Consider the following 21,104-nt stretch of genomic DNA (forward strand, 5'->3'; position numbering starts at 1 on the left):
CTGACTGCGGAGACAACCGGAGCGCCCCACGCTGCGCCGAGCCGGTGCCGGAAGCAGCGGTCGCGGTCGCGGGACGCAGCGTTCATGGCGGCGGAAAACCGGCGGCGACCAGGTCCGCGGGGGTGTTGAGATTGCCGAAGCGCAGCCCTGGAAATGGCACGCCCGTCATGCGCAACCGCGCCTGCAACCCTCGCATCGACCGGTCGCCAGAGGCCAGCGCCGCCGGCAGGACGGCGCGCAGCGCATCGACCCTCCACAGCGCCACCAGCGGTTGCCGTCCGTCGTCGTCCTCCGCCCAGGCGCCGTCGCCGTCGCCGCCGGCGGCGCGCAGGCTGCGCAGCAGGCAATCGTTCACGGAGACCAGGTCGACCGGGAGCGTGAGCAGCCAGGGCGTGGCGCAGACTGCCGCGAGGGCGTCGAGGCCGCCCAGCGGACCGAGGTCGGGAGTCCGGTCGGGCACCGCCGCCAGCCCGTGCGCCGCGTAGCGCGCCAGGTCGCGGTTCGCCGAGACCAGCACCACGTCCATTTCGCCGCGCAGCCGCTGCGCCAGGCGCAACACCTGCGCTTGGCCGCCGCGTTCCAGCCACGCCTTGTCCGCGCCGCCCAGGCGGGTCGCGCGGCCCCCGGCCAGCAGTCCGAGCGTGGTGCCGCCGGGGGTCACTTGCCGCGCCTGACGTGCCTGATCAGGCGCTTCTTCTTCGCCACCTGGCGCTCGGTGAGCACGTTCCTGCGGTCCTTGTAGGGGTTCTCGCCTTCCCTGAACACGAACCGCACCGGCGTGCCCACCAGCTTGAAGCGCTTGCGGAAGAAGTTCTCGAGATAGCGTCTGTAGCTGTCCGGCAGGGTGCGCAGACGGGTGCCATGGACGATGAAGGTCGGTGGGCTCTCGCCGCCCGGGTGGGCGAAGCGCAGCTTGGCGGCATGGCCCCGCACCACCGGCGGCGGGTTCGCCTCCACCGCGATCTCCACCGCGCGGGTGACGTCGGCGGTGCTGAAGGCCTTGGTCGCGGAGGCGTGCGCGCGGTGGATCCCGCGGAACAGCTCGCGCAGCCCCGAGCCGTGGAGCGCGCTGATCCTTACCGCTTCGGCCCAGGGCACGAAGGCCAGCTTGCGCGACAGCAGCGCCTCGACCTGTTCGCGCTGGTAGCTGTCCAGCCCGTCCCACTTGTTGACCGCGATGACGAGCGCGCGGCCGGCGTCGAGCACCGCTCCGAGCACGCTGGCGTCCTGGTCGGTCACGCCCTCGCGGGCGTCGATCAGCACGACGGCCACCTGGCACTGCTCGATCGACTCGAGCGTCTTGATGATGGAGAACGTCTCGACCGCCTCGTCCACGCGCGACTTGCGGCGGATGCCCGCGGTGTCGACCAGCCGGTACAGGCGGCCATCGCGCTCGAGATCGGCGGAAATCGAATCGCGGGTGGTCCCGGCGACCTCGGAGGCGATCATCCGCTCTTCGCCCAGGATGCGGTTCACCAGCGTCGACTTGCCCACGTTCGGGCGGCCGACGAAGGCGACGCGAATGCGGTCCGGATCGTCGTCGGGGACCTCGGTGGCGCCCTGCTCGGGCAGCCTCGCGCGAACAGCAGAGACCAGGTCGTCGATACCCTGGCGGTGCGCGGACGACACCGCCAGCATGTCCTTGAAGCCGTAGCGCGCGAATTCCGCCAGGGCCGCCCGACTGTCGATGCCGTCGGTCTTGTTGACCACCAGGAACACCGGCTTCGCCGCCCTGCGCAGCCAGGCCAGGATCTCGTCGTCCACCGCCGAAGGGCCTTCGCGGCCGTCGACCACGAACAGCACCAGGTCGGCCTCTTCGGCGCCGGCCCGGGCCTGACGCGCGGTGGCGCCGGCCAGGTCGCCGGCGACCAGGTGCACGCCGCCATCGGCGATGCCGCCGGTGTCGACCAGCGCGAACGGGCGCCCGTCGTCGATGCGGCAGACGCCGTAGTGGCGGTCGCGGGTCACGCCGGGCTGGTCATGCACCAGCGCGTCGCGTGTCCGCGTCAGCGCGTTGAACAGCGTCGACTTGCCCACGTTCGGGCGGCCGACAAGAGCCACGAGGGGAAGCATTCGGTGTCGTGCCTTGTCCAATGGGGGGAAGCGGGAAACGCGCGGCCCCGGGCAGCGAGACTACCCGGGGCCGCGACGGTCCGCCAATGCGCGGGCTCAGTCGATGCGCCAGGCGCTGAGATCGCCCTCGACGTCCTGGACCACGAGGATGCCGTCGGCCACCGCCATATGGCCGGCGATGGCGTCGCGGCTCGCGCGGGTGCGCGCCGTGAACTCGCCGTCGGAGAGCCGCATCCAGTGGAGGTAGCCTTCCACGTCGCCGACGACCGCATGGCTGCCATGCACAGCGGCCGGGCTCAGGTTGCGCCGCGCCAGCGCCGGCTGCTGCCAGTAGGAAGTGCCGACGTACTTGTCGATGCTCCAGACGGTGCCCGCGACGTCGCTGACGACCACACGGTCGTCGGCCACGCCGACACTGCCGGGGCCGCCGTTCTCGGCGCCCCACAGCGGGCGACCGCTCGGACCCTCGAACGCCATCGTGCGGTTCCTGTAGCTGCTGACGATGACCACCCCGCCGTCCACCACCGGCGCGCCGTCGATGTCGGCCATGCGCTCCAGTTCGGTGCGGCCCTCGGGCATCGCGACCGGCTGCTCCCAGATCACGCGGCCGTCGGCCAGCGCCAGCGCGACCAGATGCCCTTCGTCGGTGCCGACGAAGGCATAGCCGGGGGCAAGCGAGACCGGCGCGTTGCCGCGCACGGTCAGTGCCGGCAGCTCCTGTCCCCAGAACCAGCGCTGGGCACCGCTGGCGGCGTCGAAGGCGGTGACGCGACCGTCGTTGGAACGCACCACCACCAGGCCCTGGCCCACGGCAGGGCGCGCGATGACTTCGCTGGGGACCGTCGCGGTCCAGCGCACGGCGCCGCTGGCCGCATCGAGCGCGACCACCTCTCCGTCGAGCGAGCCGGCCACCACCAGGCCCTCTCCCGCGCCGGGACCGCCGGACAGCCTCAGGTCCGAGTCGTGGTGCCACAGGCTGCGGCCGCTCTGCAGGTCCAGCGCGCGGACACCGCCCTTCACGGACGCGGCGTAGACCACGCCGTCGGCGATGAACGGACCCTGGCGGACGCCGGTGCGGCCCTCGCCCTTGCCGGCGCTCGCCTTCCACAGGCGGACGGGCGTCGCCGTCGCCTGGAAATCGACCAGCTCGGCGGGCCGGGTCGCCGCTTTCTCTTCGCTGCTGAACCAGCCGCGGATGGTGCCGCAGCCCGAAACCAGGGCGACCAGGGCGACGATGACGACGATCCCTGCCCGCGCGGCGGGCCCGGCTGGAAGGGAGGCGCAACTGCGGGCTCATCGGGCGGAATCCTCGTCATGGGCCGGCGCGCCGCCGGCATCGATCAGCTTGATCTCCAGCAGGGTGCGCTGGACGGTCGCCGCCGGATCGAGGGCGGCGAGCGCGGCGGCATAGGCGGTGCGCGCCTGCTCGTGCCGGCCGGCCGCCTGCTCGGCGTCGCCGCGGACCTCGAGGCTGCCGGCATCGTCCGCATCGCCGATCGCGGCCAGCGCCTCTTCCGGCCTCCCGGCGTCGATCAGCAGCACCGCCAGCCTGCGCGCCCGGACCGGCGCCAGCACGGGGTCGATGTCCTGGAGCGCGGACAGGGTCGCGATCGCGGCCTCGCCGTCGCCCGCCCTGACCTGCGCGGCCGCCAGGTCGAACGCGATCAGGGTGCCGTAGATGCCGTCGTCCAGCCCGGTTCCAGCGACCAGGTCGCGTGCCCGGTCGACGTCGCCGGCGGCGATGCTGTCGTTGAACGCAGCATAGGCTTCGCCCTTCGCGACACGTTCGTCCTGCAGGTGGTCCTGCCACTTGCCGTAGCCGTAGACCAGAGCCAGCGCCACCGCGATGCCGGCGAGGACCCCGAAGGCGTTCTGGCGGATCCATTCACGGACACGTTCGCCCTGTTCGTGCTCGTCGAGCAACTCGTCTACTGCCATGTTCTTCCGATCATGCTGGGCGCCGCGCCGCCGGTGGACGGGCGGACACCGGAAAGGGAACGGCCCGCGAACGGGCCGCCGGTCTCATGCGCTGGGCCCCTCGGGGCCGCCGCGGTCGCCTGCGCCGGGCTCAGTGGCCGGCGGGTGCAAGCGAACCGTCAGAGGATACCGTAAAGCGGGCGACGTTCGCCCGCAGGTATGGGGAGATGTCCTGTTCCACGCCGTCGCGGCGGACTTCCACCGCCCCGGCGTTGCCCAGGACCACGCCGCCCACCTCGCCCGGCGCAAAGGCGCGCACGGCGCCCGACCGCAGCAGGGTCTGCTCCAGGATCCCGCCCTCCGGGGTGGTGATCTCGATCCAGCTGTCGCCGGAGGTGCGCAGCTCGAAGGCGGGGGCCTGTTGCGGAGCCGCGGCGGCCGGCGCCTGCCGCTGCGCCACCGGCGCCATCGATGCGACCAGCGGCGTGGGGCCGCGCGGAGCCTGCCTGACCGCGTCGTCGGCGATGTCCGCGGGAACGTCCAGCGAGCCGGACACCATGTCCTGCGGTGCCAGGTGCGGCCGCGTCGCCAGCCAGACCGGCAGGGCGATGGCGGCGGTGATCACCACGTAAACCAGCCGACGCGCCGACTGCTCGGCGATCAGGCGCATGCGCGGCACATAGGTCCGCGGAGTGAGTTCGACCGGGCGGACCGGTGCGACGCCGGAGGCCATGTGCACGGTTTCCGTGGCCAGGCCCAGCAGGCGCGCATAGCTGCGTAGCTGGCCGCGGATGAAGACCGGTGCGCCGAGGCGATCCCAGTCCTCGGCTTCGAGTGATTCGACCACCCGCACCGGCATCTTCAGGCGGCTGGCGACATCGTGCAGTGAAAGGCCCGCGGCCTCGCGGGCTGCACGGAGGCGCTGTCCGCAACCTCGGTTGGCGTCGGTCATGTTTTGGTCTGGCGGCATCATCGTGAACTGCTGTCCCCGGGCAGCGCTGCCTGCGACTGCGGAAATTCCGTCCGCAGTCGCCGAACATAACGAGCGGCGGCAGCCTTGTCGCCGAGCATTTCTTCGATCTGTGACGCAATTAGTAATGCGGCCGGCGTCGCCGGTCCCGCATCGAGCCGGCGCTGCGAGAACGCCCGCGCCTCGAAGTACTCCCCCTGCGCATAAAGATGCCGCGCCAGGGCTTCAAGCGCAACCACGTTGACGGGGTCCAGGCGCAGGGCGGCGCGCAGGTCGCGCTCGGCACGTTGCGGCTGTCCGCCTTCGGTGGCGCAGGCGCCGGCATTGGCGAGCGCCGAGGCCGGGGTGGCATAGCCGAGATCGGCCAGCGCCCGGTCGAACCAGTCCAGCGACTCCGCCGCGCGCCCGTTGAGGCACAGCCAGCTTCCATAATTGTTGAGCGCTGGACCCGAAGCCGGCGCCAGCGCGGCGGCGCGGGCGTAGTGGCCGCCGGCATCCGCAGCGCGGTCCTGGCGTTCCAGCGCGAGCGCCATGAGCGTGTGCGCAAGAGGGTCGCGGTCGTCGATCTTCAGCGCCTGGCGCGCCTCCTCGGCCGCTGCGGCCGCGCGGCCTTCGCGCAGCGCCTGCTCGCCACGCAGCAGATGGTCGCGGACGCTGTCCGCAGCGCGCCCCTTGCGACCGTCGTCGCTGAAATCGTAGACACGGGCCACCTGCCGTGAATCGCCTCGCGCCGCGCTGGGTTTGACGAAGGTCAGGCGCGAGCAGCCCGCCAGGAGCACGACCGCGGCCATCGCCAGCCACGGCACCACGCGCTCAGGCCGTGGCATGGCCGCCCTCCCCGCCCTCGAGGCGGCGCCGGAACTCGGCCTGGCGACGGGTGCGGTCGGCCACCTGGCCCTTGAGCTGGCCGCAGGCGGCGTCGATGTCGTCGCCGCGGGTGCGGCGCACGGGCGCGATCATGCCGGCGTTGTTGAGCTGCTTCTGGAAGGCGCGGATCGCCACGTCGTCCGGTCGTTCGTAGCGGGTGCCCGGGAAGGGATTGAACGGGATCAGGTTGATCTTGGCGGCGTCCTTCATCTGCACCGCGCGGTCGAAGGCCTGCAGCAGCGCCACCAGCTCGCGCGCGTGCTCGGGCTGGTCGTTGACGCCCTTCATCAGGGTGTACTCGAAGGTCACCGACTCGCCCTTCTTGCGCAGCGCGTAGCGCACGCAGGCATCCATCAGCTCGGCGATCGGATACTTCTTGTTGAGCGGCACCAGCTTCGTGCGCAGCTCGTCGTTGGGCGCGTGCAGCGAGACCGCCAGCGAGACGTCGCTCTCCTCGCCCAGGCGGTCGATCATCGGCACCATGCCGGCGGTCGACAGCGTCACGCGCTTGTTGGCCAGGCCGTAGCCGAGGTCGTCGCGCATCACGCTCATCGCACGCACGACGTTGTCGAAGTTGGCCAGCGGCTCGCCCATGCCCATCATCACCACGTTGGTGAGGCGGCGCTGCTTGTGGGGGATGTTGCCGAGGTGCTTCGCGGCCACCCAGACCTGGCCGATGATCTCGGCGGTCGAGAGGTTGCGGTTGAAGCCCTGGGTCGCGGTGGAGCAGAAGGTGCAGTTGAGCGCGCAGCCCACCTGCGAGGACACGCACAGCGTGCCACGGCCCTTGTCGGGAATGTAGACGGTCTCGATGGCGTTCCTGCCATCCATGCCAAGCAGCCACTTGTGGGTGCCGTCTGCCGATTCCTTGTCGAAATGCACCTGCGGCACCACGACCTCGGCCCGTTCCTCCAGCCGGGCGCGCAGCGCCTTGCCCAGGTCGGTCATCTCATCGAACCCGGTGACGTGGCGGTGATGGATCCACTTCATCACCTGATGCGCGCGGAAGCGCTTTTCGCCCAGTTCCTCGGCAAAAAACGTTTCCAGCCCCGCACGGTCGAGGTCCAGGAGATTCTGCTTGGCGGTCGCTTCGGTCACGGGACTTCGGGAAGGGCGGGAGCTCCACGGATGAACACAGATGGGAGCGGATTCGCGCGGATAAAGCGGGTAGCAAGGGAAAAAGCCTTTTCCCCTGTACTGCTCCTTGCCCTATCCGCGTTCATCCGCACTTGTCCGGGTAAATCCGTGGCAAAAAAGAATCAACGCGCGTAGACGTCCGTCGACGGGAAGAAGTACGCGATCTCGACGGCGGCGGTCTCGGCGGCGTCGGAGCCGTGCACGGCGTTGGCGTCGATCGAGTCGGCGAAGTCCGCGCGGATGGTGCCGGCGGCGGCTTCCTTCGGGTTGGTGGCGCCCATCAGCTCGCGGTTCTTCAGCACCGCGCCCTCGCCTTCCAGGACCTGGATCATCACCGGGCCGCTGATCATGAACTCCACCAGGGCGTTGAAGAAGGGGCGCTCGCGGTGCACGGCGTAGAAGCCTTCGGCCTCGGCGCGCGAGAGCTGCTTCATCTTCGCGGCGGCGACCTTGAGGCCGGCCTTCTCGAAACGGGAATAGATCTCGCCGATGACGTTCTTGGCGACGGCATCGGGCTTGATGATGGACAGGGTGCGCTCCAGCGCCATGGGAAGGTCTCCGGTTGGAAGCGGGCCGGCCAATCCAGGGCAGGTCCCGAAGGTAACAGAAAAACCCACGCCGGGGCGCGGGTTTAGCCAACAAGGCTGGAGTGATTCTAACGGAACGCATGCGCCGCCTGCACGCACTTTTTCCATGATCCCGGGTTGACCTGCGCGCCGGGCGGCCCCTAGTATCCAAACAAGCGTTTGATTCAGGCAGGCCTCATCTTTCCATGGCAAGCACCCAGTTCTCGACCAAGGACCGCATCCTCGGCGCGGCGGAGGAGCTGTTCGCGCTGCACGGCTTCGGCGGTACGTCTCTGCGCCAGGTCACGAGCCGCGCGGACGTCAACATCGCCGCCGTCAACTACCACTTCGGCAGCAAGGAAAACCTGATCAACGAGGTCTTCCGGCGGCGCATGGACGACATGAGCCGGCAGCGGCTGGCGCTGCTGGAACGGGCCCGCCGCGAGCACCCCGGCGAACTGGGGCCCGTGCTGGCCGCCTTCGTCGAGCCGGCACTGGCCCTGGCCGGCGACCGCCACGGCGGCGGGGCCTTCATCCGGGTGATCGCCCGTGCCTACGCCGAAAACAACGACAGCCTGCGCAGGTTCCTGTCAGAGCAGTACGGTCATGTGCTGCGCGAATTCGCGCGCGCGATCGCCGGATGCGTGCCGCACCTGGACAAGGAACAGCTGTACTGGCGTCTCGACTTCCTGTCGGGGGCGCTGACCTATGCGATGTCGGACTTCGGGCTCATCAAGCGCCCCGCGGGCGTGGCCGAAGTCGCCCACCGCAAGCGTGCCGCCGACGAACTGATCCGGTTCGCTGCCGCCGGCATCAAGAGTGATAAAACCTGAAAAATCATGGAGTTGAAAGACATGGCTGAGAAACTGCTTGTGCGCCGAGCCGCAGTCCTCGGCGCCGGCGTGATGGGCGCCCAGATCGCCGCCCACCTCACCAATGCCGGGGTCGACACCGTGCTGTTCGACCTTCCGGCGAAGGAAGGAGACCCCAACGGCATCGTCACCCGCGCGATCGCCAACCTCTCCAGGCTGAGCCCCGCCCCTCTGGCCTCGAAGGCGCTGGCGGCAGCCATCACCCCGGCGAACTACGAGCTGGGCCTGAAGCGGCTCAAGGACTGCGACCTGGTGATCGAGGCCATCGCCGAGCGCATGGATTGGAAACAGGACCTGTATGCGAAGATCGCGCCCTTCGTGGCCGACCACGCCGTGCTCGCGAGCAACACGTCCGGACTCGGGATCAACACGCTGGCCGAGGCGTTGCCGGAGAAACTGCGTCCCCGCTTCTGCGGCGTGCACTTCTTCAACCCGCCGCGCTACATGCACCTGGCCGAACTGATCCCGGCCCGGACCACCGACAAGGCGGTACTCCAGGGGCTGGAGACCTTCCTCACCACCACCCTGGGCAAGGGCGTGGTCTACGCCCGCGACACGCCCAACTTCATCGGCAACCGCATCGGCGTGTTCTCGATCCTGTCGACCATCCACCACACCGCCGAGTCCGGCCTGGGCTTCGATGAGGTCGACGCCCTGACCGGTCCCCTGGTCGGGCGCCCGAAGTCGGCGACCTACCGCACGTCCGACGTGGTGGGCCTGGACACGATGGGTCACGTCATCAGGACGATGGCCGACACCCTGCCCGACGACCCCTGGCACAGGTACTTCAGGTCGCCCAAGTGGCTGGCCGCGCTGGTCGAGAAGGGTGCCCTGGGACAGAAGGCCGGGGCGGGCATCTTCCGCAAGGTCGGCAAGGACATCATGGTTCTGGACCTGGAGAAGCAGGACTACCGGTCGGCCGACCGCGGCGCCGCGCCGGAAGTGGTCGAGATCCTGAAAACGAAGGATCCGGTGGCGAAGTTCGCCGCCCTGCGCGCCAGCGGGCACCCGCAGGCAAAGTTCCTGTGGAGCGTGTTCCGCGACCTGTTCCACTACAGCGCCTACCATCTCGCCGACATCGCCGAGACGGCGCGCGATGTCGACCTGGCGATCCGCTGGGGCTACGGCTGGAGCCTCGGGCCGTTCGAGACGTGGCAGGCCGCGGGCTGGAAGCAGGTGGCGCAGTGGATCGCCGACGACATCGTGGCCGGCCGCTCGATGAGCGACGCGCCCTTGCCGGACTGGGTGTTCGACGGCCGCGAGGGCGTGCACTCGGCCGAAGGCAGCTACAGCCCCGGCAAGAACGCCCGCCTGCCCCGCTCCTCCCTGCCGGTCTACAAGCGCCAGCGCTTCCCGGACCCACTGCTGGGCGAGAGTTTCGCCCAGGGCGAGACCGTCTTCGAGAACGACGGCCTGCGCATGTGGACCGACGGCGACGACATCGCCGTGGCCTCGTTCAGGACCAAGATGCACACCGTCTCCGACCAGGTGCTCGACGGCCTGCAGGAAGCGGTGGCGCGGGCGGAGCGCGATTTCGCGGGCCTGGTGATCTGGCAGCCGAAGGAACCCTTCTCCGCCGGTGCCGACCTGGCCGGCGCGCTGGGCCTGCTGCAGGCCGGCAAGGTCGATGCCTTCGAGGCCATGGTCGCCAACTTCCAGGCCACCAGCCAGCGCATCAAGTATTCGCTGGTGCCGGTGGTGGCCGCGGTGCGCGGGCTGGCGCTGGGCGGCGGCTGCGAGTTCCAGATGCACTCGGCGCGCACGGTCGCGCATCTCGAGAGCTACATCGGCCTGGTCGAGGCCGGCGTGGGCCTGCTGCCGGCCGGAGGCGGCCTGAAGGAGCTCGCGGTGCGCGCTTCCGACGCTGCGGGCGAGAGCGGCGACGTGTTCGCCGCACTCAAGGACGTGTTCGAAGCCGTCGCGATGGCGAAGGTGTCCGGCTCGGCGATCGAAGCGAAGGAGCTGGGCCTGCTGCGTGCGGGCGACGGCCTGGTCTTCAATGCCCATGAATTGCTGCACGTGGCCCGCGGCCAGGCACGCGCGCTGGCCGACGCGGGCTACCGCCCGCCCCTGCCCGCACGACGCATCCGCGTGGCCGGCGACGTCGGCATCGCGACCTTCCGCATGCTGCTGGAGAACATGCTCGAGGGCCGCTTCATCAGCGGATACGACTACGAGATCGCCCGGCGCATCGCCACCGTGCTCTGCGGCGGCGAGGTCGATCGCAACGCCGTGGTCGACGAAGAGTGGCTGCTGCGACTGGAGCGCCAGAACTTCGTGGAGCTGGCGCAGCAGGAGAAGACCCAGGCCCGCATCGCGCACATGCTCAGGACCGGCAAGCCGTTGCGCAACTGATGTTGCGCAACGGGATGCAAAAGACCAGGCCCCGATCGTTGGACAGACAGTATTGCCGGAGGAAGCCATGAAGCAGATCCAGGACGCCTACATCGTCGCCGCCACGCGCACCCCCGTGGGCAAGGCGCCCCGGGGCGTGTTCCGCAACACCCGCCCCGACGACATGCTGGCCCACGTGCTGCGGGCCGTGATCGCACAGGCGCCGGGCATCGACGTCAAGCGCATCGACGACGCCATCATCGGCTGCGCCATGCCCGAGGGCGAGCAGGGCATGAACGTGGCGCGCATCGGCGTGCTTCTCGCCGGCCTGCCGGATACGGTGGCCGCGCAGACCATCAACCGCTTCTGCTCCTCCGGCCTGCAGGCCGTGGCGCTCGCGGCCGACCAGATCCGTCTGGGCAACGCGGACCTCGTGCTGGCCGGCGGCACCGAGTCGATGAGCATGGTGCCGATGATGGGCAACAAGGTCGCGCTGTCGCCGGCCGTGTTCCGCGACGACCACGTCGCCATCGCCTACGGCATGGGCATCACCGCCGAAAAGGTCGCCGAAGAGTGGAAGGTGTCGCGCGAGGACCAGGACGCGTTCGCGCTCGCCTCGCACCGGAAAGCGCTGGCTGCGCAGAAGGCCGGCGAGTTCGACGAAGAGATCTCGCCGCTGGAAGTCGTGGCGCGCATCCCCGACCTCGGCGGCAACGCGGTGCGCGTGAAGAAGCTGCTGGTCGAGCAGGACGAGGGTCCGCGCCCCGACACGTCGGCCGAAGGCTTGGCGAAGCTGCGCCCCGTGTTCCGCAACGGCCAGGCCGGCGGGACCGTCACCGCCGGCAACTCCTCGCAGATGAGCGACGGCGCCGGCGCGGTGCTGGTGGCGTCGGAGCAGGCGATCAGGGACTACGGCCTGACGCCGCTGGCGCGCTTCGTCAGCTTCTCGGTGGCCGGCGTCCGCCCGGAGGTGATGGGCATCGGCCCGATCGCGGCCATCCCGAAGGCCCTGAAGCAGGGCGGCCTGACCAGGGACCAGCTGGACTGGATCGAACTCAACGAGGCCTTCGCCGCCCAGGCACTGGCCGTGATCCGCGATTCGGAGCTCGATCCCGACAAGGTCAACCCGCTGGGCGGGGCGATCGCGCTGGGCCACCCGCTGGGTGCCACCGGCGCCGTGCGCACCGCGACCATCGTCCACGGCCTGCGCCGGCGGAAACAGAAGTACGGCATGGTGACGATGTGCATCGGCACCGGCATGGGCGCGGCGGGGATCTTCGAGGCCCTGTGACGGCGAAGGGGACGCCAGCGTCCCCTTCTCGCGTCCTTCCCTGCCCGGCCGCTCAGGCGTCCACGACGCCCAGCTCCGCCAGCGCATCGCGCATGAAACCCTGCGCGGCCTCGCTCAGCGTCTCGTGGTCCAGGGCGTGGCGGATGGTGGCCTCGATCAGGCCGATGTGGGTGCCGCAGTCGAAGCGCGTGCCATGGAAGTGGTACGCAAGCACGGGCTCCTCGGCCAGCAGCGCGGAGATCGCGTCGGTCAGCTGGATCTCGCCGCCCGCTCCCGGGCGGGTCGACTCCAGCAGGTCGAAGATCCGCGGCGACAGGACGTAGCGCCCGACCACGGCCAGGTTGCTCGGCGCATCCGCGGGGGCGGGCTTCTCGACGATGGCGGTGATCCGTCCACGCCGGTCGCTGAACTCCCCCGTGGCGACGATGCCGTAGCTGGACACCTGCTCCGGCGCCACCGCCTGGGTGGCGATCACGCTGGCGCCGCCGGATTCGGCCACCTCGGCCATCTGCGCGAGCGCGCCGGGCCCTCGGTTCCAGATCAGGTCGTCGGGAAGGATCACGGCGAAGGGCTCGTCGCCGATCACCGGCTTCGCGCACAGCACCGCATGGCCCAGCCCCAGCGCTTCGGCCTGGGTGACGAAGATCGCCCGCACGCCGGGCGGCAGCACGTTGCGCACGAGCTCCAGCTGCTCGTGCTTGCCGGCCGCCTCGAGCTTCGCTTCCCAGCTCGTAGGCCTTGTCGAAGTAGTCGGCGACCGCGTGCTTGTAGCGGTTGGTGATGAACACCAGCGTGTCGCAGCCGGCTTCGACCGCCTCGTCCACCGCGTACTGGATCAGCGGCCGATCGACGATCGGCAGCATCTCCTTGGGCACGGTCTTGGTGGCGGGGAGGAAGCGGGTGCCGAGCCCGGCCACGGGGAACACCGCCTTGCGGATGCGTCTGCTCATGTCCTTCGTGCGTTCCTCGCCGGGAATGCGACCACGGTGGCGGCGGCCGGCGCGTCATCCCCGGCCAGGGGCGCGAATTCCGGCACGGATTCGCGCAGCACCTGGCCCAGTGTGTCCACGTCGTAGTCCGCCACGGCCTCGCGCATGCGTGCGACCGCCGATTCGATCCGCTCCGCGGACACGCTGCGCGCGTCGGCCTGCAGGATCTTCGGGTGGGCGGTGGGCCGGTAGCGCTCCTCGGCGTGGAAAAGAGTCTCGTGCAGCTTCTCGCCCGGGCGCAGACCGGTGTAGACGATGGCGATGTCCCGGCCCGGCTGCTTGCCGGCCAGGGTGATCATCTGCTCGGCGAGCAGGCGGATCGAGACCGGATCGCCCATGTCCAGGGTATAGACGGCCTGCAGCGAGCCGATCGCCACCGCCTGCAGGATCAGCTGGCAGGCCTCGGGGATGGTCATGAAGTAGCGTGTGACGTGGGGGTCGGTGACAGTGACCGGCCCACCCTGGCGGATCTGCGCGCGGAACAGCGGCACGACGCTCCCGGCGGAATCGAGCACGTTGCCGAAGCGCACGGTGACGAAGCGCGTGCCCTCGGTCCCGATCATGGCCTGGCAGACCATCTCCGCCAGGCGCTTGGTCGCGCCGAGCACATTGACCGGATCGACCGCCTTGTCGGTCGAGATCAGCACGAAGGTGCCGACACCGGCCTCCCGCGATGCGCGCGCGACGGTGGCGGTGGCCAGGACGTTGTTGCGCACGGCCTCGCGGAGCTGGGTCTCCAGCACCGGCACCTGCTTGTAGGCGGCGGCGTGGAACACAGCTTCGGGCTGCGACAGCGACAGGGCGTGGCGGATCACCGCGGGATCACCGCAGTCGCCCAGCACCGGCAGGCACTCGATCTGCGGGAAGTCGCGGCGCAGCTCGCCCTGGGTCGTCGCCAGCGCGAGCTCGTCGAGTTCGATCAGGGTGATCTGGCGCGCGCCATGGCGCGCACACTGGCGGCAGAGTTCGGCCCCGATGGAGCCGCCGGCGCCGGTGACCAGCACGCTGCGCGCACCCAGCCAGCCGCGGATGGCCTTCCAGTCCGGGGTGACCGGCTTGCGCCCGAGCAGGTCCTCGATCGCGACCTCCTTGAGCTCGCCGGGCAGCGACCGGCCTTCGAGCAGGTCGTTGAGCCGCGGCACGGTGCGGAACGGGAGCCCGGTGCGCTCGCAGGCGGCCACGACCCGCCGCATGGCGGTTGCGTCCAGCGAGGGCATCGCGATCACCAGCAGCTTGGCCGCGGTCTCCGGCGCGATCCGGCCCACGTCCTCGATCCGTCCCAGCACCGGCAGGCCCTGCAGGTAGCTGCCGCGGAGCCTGATCGCGTCGTCCAGGAAGCCGACCGGCTGGTAGGCGCCGACACGGCGCAGGTCGCGGACCAGGGCCTCTCCCGCCTGCCCGGCACCGAGGATCAACACCCTCAGCGCGGCCTTGTCGGTCCGCTCGTTGCCGTGGTCCTTCCATGCCCGGTACAGCAGCCGCGGCATGCCCAGAAGCGCCGACAGCACCACCGGATAGGCCAGCATCACCGTGCGCGGCACCTGGCCCGCGCGGTCGAACACGAAGAACAGCAGCGGCAGGATCGCCAGCAAGCCGAACAGGCTCGCCTTCACGATGTTCACCAGGTCGGGGATGCTCGCGAACCGCCAGACCCCGCGGTACAGGCCCACCTGCCAGAAAATGAGCCCCTGCACGATCAGGATCAGCAGCATTTCCGGCGACAGCAGCGGCGCCGACGCGGCCGGCTCCATCGCGGCATGCCGGAAATAGTTGAGCCCGGCCCATGCCACCCAGACCATGAACAGGTCATGCGTGATCACGGCCGCCCGCGGCAAGGCGGTCCTGATCCGGTCACTCCAGCTGATCATCTACGGGCGTTCCTTCTTCCGGTATGGCCGGTTGACCGCGATCACGCGCCAGGCCAGTGTTCCAATCACCAAGCAGCCCCCCGCGGCCGCCATTCTAGTCGCGATGCCGTGTCCCGCGGCAGCTTCGCCCACGACCACGGCCAGCGCCGTCCATGCGCCGAACGCCAGGGTCACCGGGACGTGCGATCCACACCGCGCCGCCGCCTGCTGGTAGGCATGTCCGACATGCGCCTGCCACCACTGTTCGCGCTGCACGATGCGCCTTCCCAACGTCAACGATGCGTCAACCAGGAACGCCGACAGGGGCAGGAACAGCACCGGCAGCAGGCCGGGGCCGGAACGTTCTCCGCCCGGCAGCAGCAGCAGCAGGCCGGCCAGCACCGCGAGCGCGAAGCCCAGCACGCCGCTGCCCACGTCGCCGAGGAAGATGCGCGCCCGCGGGAAGTTGAAGGGCAGGAATCCCAGGCAAGCGGCCGACAGTGCGAGGGCGACGAGCGCCGTGCCCGGGTCTTTGGCGAGCATCGCGAAGCCGAGCGCGGCCAGCGCCGCCTGGCTCGTCGCCAGGCCATCGATGCCGTCCATGAAGTTCCAGACGTTGACCAGCACGGGCACGCTCGCCAGCGTGAGCACGACCAGCCAGACCGCGGCCCCGGTGGCCGCGAGCCCCGCGGCGAGGACCGCCCCCGCGGCCAGGTGCGCCGCAAGCCGCCACCAGGCCGACAGCGGCCGGTGGTCGTCGGCATAGCCCGCGCCACCAACCAGCACGACGCCGGTGGCCGCAGCCAGGGCGATCGGGCCGGGCAGGCTCCCGCCCGACCAGAGCGCGACACAGGCAAGCGCCCAGGCCACCGCGATCCCGATGCCACCGCCTCGCGGGGTCGCGACCCGATGGCTGCGACGCTCGCCCGGCTGGTCGAGCAGGCCACGACGGAGCGCGTGGTGCCGTGCCCACCAGGCCCCGGCCGCCGCCAGTCCCAGCACCGCCGCCAGCAGCGGCAGCGCGCGGATCCAGTCGATGCCGGCCATCAGACCACGGCGTAGTTCAGCAGCGGCTTGATGCTGCCCCACTCCTTGCAGGAGGGACACTGCCAGTGGTGGCTGCGCGCACCGAACCCGCAGCGGTTGCAGCGGTAGGCCGGGTTGCGCACCAGCAACTGGTCGGTGATGTGCCGCAGTTCGTGCAGGGTCGCGGCCTCGTTGCCGCCCTCGGCCAGGGTCAGTTCGATCAGCGCCGCCTCTCCGCGGACCGAAGGGCGGTCCTTGAGCTGCTGCGCCAGGAAACGGCGCGCCGCCGGGACGCCCTCCTCCATCTCCACCAGCCGCGTCAGCGCGAGCACCGGGGCCACGCCGCGGTAGTGCTCGCTCATCTCGGTCAGGAAGGCCCGCGCGCCCGGCGTGTCACCCACGCGGTCGTAGGCCGAACGCAGCGACGGGAGGATCTCGGGAAGGAAGTCGGGATCGTGCCGTGCGGCGCGTTCGTAGGCGCGGATGGCCGCGACGTCGTTTCCGGCGTCGAGTTCGAGCCGCCCTTCGAGCATGCCTGCGCGCACCGAACCGGAATCGGCGGCGTACGCCCGCGCCACGGCCTGGCGCGCGCCGTCGCGGTCCCCGGAAGCGCGCAGGCGCTCGGCCAGTTCGCATTCGAACTGGCCGACCAGCTTGCCCATGGGCTCGCCGGTGACCTGCTCGTAGCGGAGTGCGTTCTCGATCGCCCTGGGCCAGTCGCGTTCGGCCTGGTAGATGCCGATCAGGTGCTTCAGCGCCTGCGGCGCACGCTGGTCGAGGGCGGCCAGTTCGGTGAACACCGTCTCGGCGCGGTCGAGCAGGCCCGAGCGCATGTAGTCCTCGCCCAGCGCCAGCAGCGCCTGCACCTTCTGCTGGTCGCTGAGGTCGGGGCGCTGCACCAGGCCCTGGTGGAGGCGGATGGCGCGATCGACCTCGCCGCGGCGACGGAACAGGTGGCCCAGCGCGATCTGGGTTTCGAAGGTGTCCTTGTCGAGCTCGGCGATATGCAGGAACAGCTCGATGGCCTTGTCCGGCTGCTCACTGAGCAGGTAGTTGAGGCCGCGGAAATAGGTGGTCGACAGCTTGCTGACCTGGCTGTCGCTATGGCGCTCGCCGCCGCGGCGGCCGATGACCCAACCGCTGAGCGCCGCGATCGGCAGCAGCAGGAAGAACCAGAACCACTCGGTGACAAAAGCCATTTCAGTTCGCGTCCGTTGCATGGGAGCGGTCGGCGCCCGTGCGCCGGCGGTGGCGCAGCGGCAGGACCACGGAGACCATGATCGCCAGGCCGCCCGCGATGGCGCCGGACAGCAGGGTGGCCAGCAGGGCCACGCCGAGCGTGGGCCGGAACACCGCCAGACCGAGGTCGACCTCCACCACCTGGGGATTCAGCGCGCCAAGTGCCACGCCCGCAACGAGGCACAGCAGGGCGACGAGGATGCGGATCGGGCGCATGGGCGGCCAGCATAGCCGAGCGCCTGCCCCGCAGTCAGCAACGACTTCAGTCGTCGGCGGGCAGCGGCATCACGTCGCAGACGCGTTCGCGCAATTCCTTGCCCGGCTTGAAATGGGGAACGTGCTTGCCCGGCAGTGCGACAGCCTCGCCGGTCTTGGGATTGCGGCCCGTGCGCGGCGGACGGTAGTGCAGCGAGAAGCTGCCGAAGCCGCGGACCTCGATGCGCTCGCCGTTGGCCAGCGCGCCACCCATCATCTCCAGGAGGGACTTCACCGCAAGGTCGACGTCGTCGGCCTTCAGGTGGCCCTGGCGCTGGGCGAGGATCTCGATGAGTTCGGACTTGGTCATGTGCCCCCTGGCGCCCCCTTGAACAGGCCGGCGGCCCGGCTCCCAGCCGGGCCGCCGCCGGATACTGCGGTCTTACTCGGACTTGCTGTCCAGCTGTTCGCGCAGCAGCGCACCCAGCTTGGTGGTGCCGCTGGAGGCATCGGCCGAAGCACGGTTGTACTCGGCCAGGGTCTCGGCCACCTCGGCCTCGTCCTTCGCCTTGATCGACAGCTGCAGGGTGCGGCCCTTGCGGTCCATGCCCGTGAACTTGGCCTCGATCGAGTCGCCGACCTTCAGGTGCTGGGTGGCGTCGTCGACGCGCTCGTCGGCGATGTCGCGGGCCATGACATAGCCCTCGACGCCGTCGGCAAGCTCGATCACCGCGCCCTTGGCATCGACTTCCTTCACCGTGCCGGTGACCTTCGAGCCGCGCGGGTTGGCGGCCATGAACTGGCCGAAGGGATCCTGTTCCAGCTGCTTGACGCCCAGGCTGATGCGCTCGCGCTCCGGATCCACCGCCAGCACCACGGCCTGCAGGGTGTCGCCCTTCTTCAGTTCGCGGGCCACGTCCTCGCCGCTGGTGTTCCAGCTCATGTCGGACAGGTGGATCAGGCCGTCGATGCCGCCGTCCAGGCCGATGAAGATGCCAAAGTCGGTGATCGACTTGATCTGCCCCTCGACCTTGTCGCCCTTCTTGTGGATGGCCGCGAAGGTCTCCCACGGATTGGACGTGACCTGCTTGATGCCGAGCGAGATGCGGCGGCGCTCTTCGTCCACGTCGAGCACCATGACCTCGATCTCGTCGCCGACCTGCACGACCTTCTGCGGGTTGACGTTCTTGTTGGTCCAGTCCATCTCGGACACGTGCACCAGGCCTTCGACGCCCGGCTCGATCTCGACGAACGCGCCGTAGTCGGTGACGTTGGAGACCTTGCCGAACACGCGGGTGTTGGACGGGTAGCGGCGCGAGATGTTGTCCCACGGATCCTCGCCCAGCTGCTTCAGGCCGAGGCTGACGCGGTTGCGCTCGCGGTCGTACTTGAGCACGCGGACGTCGAGCTCCTGGCCCACTTCCACCACCTCGGACGGATGGCGCACGCGCTTCCAGGCCATGTCGGTGATGTGCAGCAGACCGTCGATGCCGCCGAGGTCCACGAACGCACCGTAGTCGGTGAGGTTCTTGACCACGCCCTTGAGCACCGCGCCCTCGACCAGCTTCTCCATCAGCTGCTCGCGCTCTTCCGAGTGCTCGCTCTCGACCACCGCGCGGCGGGAGACGACCACGTTGTTGCGCTTGCGGTCCAGCTTGATGAGCTTGAATTCCAGCTCCTTGCCTTCCAGGTACACCGGGTCGCGCACCGGGCGCACGTCGACCAGCGAGCCCGGCAGGAAGGCGCGGACGTCCTTGATGTCGACGGTGAAACCGCCCTTGACCTTGCCGCTGATGCGACCGGTGACGGTCTCGTTCTTCTCGAGGGCTTCCTCGAGTTCGTCCCACACCATGGCGCGCTTGGCCTTCTCGCGCGACAGCACGGTCTCGCCGAAGCCGTTCTCGAGCGAGTCGAGCGCGACCTTGACGACGTCGCCCTCGGCGACGTCGATCTCGCCGGCGTCGTTACGGAACTGTTCGATGGGCACGATGCCCTCGGACTTGAGGCCGGCGTTGATGACGACCACGTCGGTGCGCACCTGGACCACGGTGCCGGTGACGATCGCGCCGGGCTTGAGCTTGGCGAGGTCGGCCTGGCTCTGTTCGAACAGTTCTGCGAATGATTCGGTCATGTGAAGTTACTCGGTTGATGAAACAGACCGGGCCGCGCGGCGCGCGGGGGATCCGGTCCACCCGTTGTCGGCGTGCGCGGGATTGCGCCTTGCCGTGAGTGCTGGCTGGAAAGGAAGAATCCGCGCGGCTTGCGCCACGCGGGGCCATCTGCTGCCGGGCCTCAGGCCGCGCGGCCGGGCACCAGGGCCAGGACGCGCGCGACCACGTCGTCGATGCCCTGGCCGGTGGTGTCGATGCGGACGGCCTCGTCGGCCGGCCGCAGGGGCGCCACCGCGCGGCTGGCGTCGCGCGCGTCGCGGGCGAGAATCTCCCGCAGCAGACCGGCCAATGTAACGGAAACTCCCTTGTCCCTCAACTGTTTATAGCGCCTCTCCGCGCGCTCCTCGGCGCTTGCGGTGAGGAAGACCTTCGTCTCCGCGTCCGGAAAGATCACCGTCCCCATGTCGCGGCCATCGGCCACCAGGCCCGGAGCCCGCCGGAAGGCCCGCTGGCGATCCTTCAGCGCCGCGCGCACCTCCGGAATGGCCGCAATGGCCGAAGCGGCGGCGCCGGCGGTCTCGGTGCGCAGTTCGTCGGTGGCATCATGGCCATTGACCAGCACCCGCGGCTCGCCGTCATCGTCGTCGCGGAAGCCGATCCCGGTGTCGAAGGCGCAGCGCACCAGGGCACCGGCGTCGTCGAGGTCGATGCCGGCCCAGCCCGCGGCCACGCCCACCGCGCGGTACAGGGCTCCGGAGTCCAGGTAATGCCAGCCCAGGTGGCGCGCCACCGCGCGGCTGATGGTTCCCTTGCCAGAGCCGGAGGGGCCGTCGATGGTCAATACGGGGATGGCGGCTTCGGTCATGGCGGGCTCCGCGGCGGGGCGTGCATTCTAGCCCGCCGCCGCCCGCAGGCCCATGCAAACACTTGATCCGGAGAGGATTCGCCCGCTAGAATTGCCGGCTTGTTTGCCCCAACCCTTTCTCGAGGTCTGTCATGAAGGTCCTGTCCTCCCTGAAGTCGGCGAAGGCCCGTCACCGCGACTGCAAGGTCGTCCGTCGCCGTGGCAAGGTCTTCGTGATCTGCAAGTCCAACCCGCGCTTCAAGGCGCGCCAGCGCTGAGTCCGGCAGCCCGGAAGGTTGCGCGTGCGACGCACGCGGCAGCCCCCGGGGAACCGCCGCGAAGCCGTCGGAAGGCCGCAGCGATGCGGCCTTCCGCGTTCCGGCGTCCGGCCGCCACCGCGTGACGGCGCACCCGGTTCCGCGCGCCTCGCGCGCCGCTGCGGGCGCGATCTGTTAAAACGCTGCGGCTGCACCCCTGCAGCGACCCGGGGAGACCACGATGCGTCCGTTCCTTGCACTGACCGCCGCCGCCCTGCTCGCCGCCGCGGGAGGCACCAGCGCCGATACGCTGCTCATCGACCGCGTCCAGCAGGAGGCGGGCATGGCGATGCCCGCGCGCGGCCTGTCCATGTCCGAGGTCGAGGCCCGCTTCGGCGCCCCCTCCGAGCGCCTGGATCCGCGCGGCGGCCAGAAGCGCCAGTGGCCGACCATCCACCGCTGGGTCTATCCCGCGTTCACCGTCTACTTCGAGAACAGCCGCGTGATCGACGCGGTCGCCCACCAGGCCTCGCCGGGCGAGACCGGCCCGAAGCCGCCGATCCGCTGAG

Annotated in this window: 20 protein-coding genes and 1 pseudogene; 5 read left to right on the plus strand and 16 right to left on the minus strand. The window is 70.0% G+C overall.

Translation table 11 applies throughout. The annotated features are described in order from the left end of the window. Window positions 1-82: 82 nt before the first annotated feature. From mobA to ndk, 8 genes are all read right to left on the minus strand, one after another. The gene (gene mobA / locus FPZ22_RS01220; RefSeq protein WP_144889524.1) at window positions 83-661 is read right to left on the minus strand and encodes a molybdenum cofactor guanylyltransferase; all 579 of its coding nucleotides are present in this window, start codon (window positions 659-661) and stop codon (window positions 83-85) included. Continuing rightward, on the minus strand, window positions 658-2,073 hold the full coding sequence (gene der, locus FPZ22_RS01225) for a ribosome biogenesis GTPase Der (protein ID WP_144889527.1): 1,416 nt from the start codon (window positions 2,071-2,073) through the stop codon (window positions 658-660). The genes mobA and der overlap by 4 nt, the downstream gene beginning before the upstream one ends. A gap of 96 nt (window positions 2,074-2,169) precedes the next feature. Beyond that, window positions 2,170-3,318, minus strand: coding sequence for an outer membrane protein assembly factor BamB (bamB, locus tag FPZ22_RS01230; protein ID WP_144889529.1), 1,149 nt, complete (start codon window positions 3,316-3,318; stop codon window positions 2,170-2,172). 48 nt (window positions 3,319-3,366) lie between these two features. Then, window positions 3,367-4,011, minus strand: coding sequence for a YfgM family protein (locus tag FPZ22_RS01235; protein ID WP_144889531.1), 645 nt, complete (start codon window positions 4,009-4,011; stop codon window positions 3,367-3,369). A gap of 130 nt (window positions 4,012-4,141) precedes the next feature. Further along, entirely contained in the window at window positions 4,142-4,963 is an 822-nt protein-coding gene (locus tag FPZ22_RS01240) for a helix-turn-helix domain-containing protein (RefSeq protein ID WP_144889533.1), read from the minus strand. Next, window positions 4,960-5,787 (minus strand): tetratricopeptide repeat protein, encoded by an 828-nt coding sequence (locus FPZ22_RS01245; RefSeq protein WP_144889535.1) that lies wholly within the window; start codon window positions 5,785-5,787, stop codon window positions 4,960-4,962. The genes FPZ22_RS01240 and FPZ22_RS01245 overlap by 4 nt, the downstream gene beginning before the upstream one ends. Continuing rightward, window positions 5,774-6,967, minus strand: a complete 1,194-nt coding sequence (rlmN, locus tag FPZ22_RS01250) for a dual-specificity RNA methyltransferase RlmN (RefSeq protein WP_144889537.1) — start codon at window positions 6,965-6,967, stop codon at window positions 5,774-5,776. Before rlmN ends, FPZ22_RS01245 begins: the two co-directional genes overlap by 14 nt. A 119-nt stretch (window positions 6,968-7,086) precedes the next feature. After that, the gene (gene ndk / locus FPZ22_RS01255; RefSeq protein ID WP_144889539.1) at window positions 7,087-7,512 is read right to left on the minus strand and encodes a nucleoside-diphosphate kinase; all 426 of its coding nucleotides are present in this window, start codon (window positions 7,510-7,512) and stop codon (window positions 7,087-7,089) included. Window positions 7,513-7,736: 224 nt separating this feature from the next. Here ndk and FPZ22_RS01260 point away from each other — a divergent pair, with 224 nt between their 5' ends. The 3 genes from FPZ22_RS01260 (at window position 7,737) to FPZ22_RS01270 (ending at window position 12,027) form a co-directional block, all read left to right on the plus strand. Next, a complete protein-coding gene (locus tag FPZ22_RS01260; protein WP_144889541.1) occupies window positions 7,737-8,363 on the plus strand; it encodes a TetR/AcrR family transcriptional regulator in 627 nt (208 codons plus the stop codon). A gap of 21 nt (window positions 8,364-8,384) precedes the next feature. Next, window positions 8,385-10,757 carry a 3-hydroxyacyl-CoA dehydrogenase/enoyl-CoA hydratase family protein gene (locus FPZ22_RS01265; protein ID WP_144889543.1) on the plus strand — a complete coding sequence of 791 codons (2,373 nt, stop codon included), beginning with the start codon at window positions 8,385-8,387 and terminating at the stop codon, window positions 10,755-10,757. A gap of 67 nt (window positions 10,758-10,824) precedes the next feature. After that, on the plus strand, window positions 10,825-12,027 hold the full coding sequence (locus FPZ22_RS01270; RefSeq protein WP_144889545.1) for an acetyl-CoA C-acyltransferase: 1,203 nt from the start codon (window positions 10,825-10,827) through the stop codon (window positions 12,025-12,027). Between the two features lie 52 nt (window positions 12,028-12,079). Here FPZ22_RS01270 and galU read toward each other — a convergent pair. From galU to cmk, 8 genes and pseudogenes are all read right to left on the minus strand, one after another. Next, a pseudogene (galU, locus tag FPZ22_RS01275) lies at window positions 12,080-12,977 on the minus strand (UTP--glucose-1-phosphate uridylyltransferase GalU). After that, a complete protein-coding gene (locus FPZ22_RS01280; RefSeq protein WP_144889547.1) occupies window positions 12,974-14,884 on the minus strand; it encodes a polysaccharide biosynthesis protein in 1,911 nt (636 codons plus the stop codon). The pseudogene galU and the gene FPZ22_RS01280 overlap by 4 nt, the downstream one beginning before the upstream one ends. Further along, complete coding sequence (locus tag FPZ22_RS01285; protein WP_144889549.1) at window positions 14,885-15,910, minus strand: MraY family glycosyltransferase; 1,026 nt, start codon at window positions 15,908-15,910, stop codon at window positions 14,885-14,887. It abuts the gene before it with no gap. After that, window positions 15,910-17,088, minus strand: a complete 1,179-nt coding sequence (lapB, locus tag FPZ22_RS01290; RefSeq protein WP_144889551.1) for a lipopolysaccharide assembly protein LapB — start codon at window positions 17,086-17,088, stop codon at window positions 15,910-15,912. The genes FPZ22_RS01285 and lapB overlap by 1 nt, the downstream gene beginning before the upstream one ends. Before the next feature lies 1 nt (window position 17,089). Continuing rightward, window positions 17,090-17,344 (minus strand): lipopolysaccharide assembly protein LapA domain-containing protein, encoded by a 255-nt coding sequence (locus FPZ22_RS01295; RefSeq protein ID WP_144889553.1) that lies wholly within the window; start codon window positions 17,342-17,344, stop codon window positions 17,090-17,092. A 46-nt stretch (window positions 17,345-17,390) separates the two neighbouring features. Next, window positions 17,391-17,693, minus strand: coding sequence for an integration host factor subunit beta (locus tag FPZ22_RS01300; RefSeq protein WP_144889555.1), 303 nt, complete (start codon window positions 17,691-17,693; stop codon window positions 17,391-17,393). A gap of 72 nt (window positions 17,694-17,765) precedes the next feature. Continuing rightward, window positions 17,766-19,454, minus strand: coding sequence for a 30S ribosomal protein S1 (gene rpsA, locus FPZ22_RS01305; protein ID WP_144889557.1), 1,689 nt, complete (start codon window positions 19,452-19,454; stop codon window positions 17,766-17,768). A gap of 161 nt (window positions 19,455-19,615) precedes the next feature. Continuing rightward, entirely contained in the window at window positions 19,616-20,299 is a 684-nt protein-coding gene (cmk, locus tag FPZ22_RS01310) for a (d)CMP kinase (protein ID WP_144889560.1), read from the minus strand. 131 nt (window positions 20,300-20,430) lie between these two features. Between cmk and ykgO the strand changes: the two genes are divergently transcribed. Both ykgO and FPZ22_RS01320 read left to right on the plus strand, forming a co-directional pair. Beyond that, window positions 20,431-20,556, plus strand: coding sequence for a type B 50S ribosomal protein L36 (gene ykgO / locus FPZ22_RS01315; protein WP_010342887.1), 126 nt, complete (start codon window positions 20,431-20,433; stop codon window positions 20,554-20,556). Between the two features lie 220 nt (window positions 20,557-20,776). After that, window positions 20,777-21,103 (plus strand): hypothetical protein, encoded by a 327-nt coding sequence (locus FPZ22_RS01320; protein WP_144889562.1) that lies wholly within the window; start codon window positions 20,777-20,779, stop codon window positions 21,101-21,103. Window position 21,104: the final 1 nt, after the last annotated feature.

This window comes from Luteimonas granuli, from assembly GCF_007795095.1.
In the GTDB taxonomy this organism is placed as follows: domain Bacteria; phylum Pseudomonadota; class Gammaproteobacteria; order Xanthomonadales; family Xanthomonadaceae; genus Luteimonas; species Luteimonas granuli.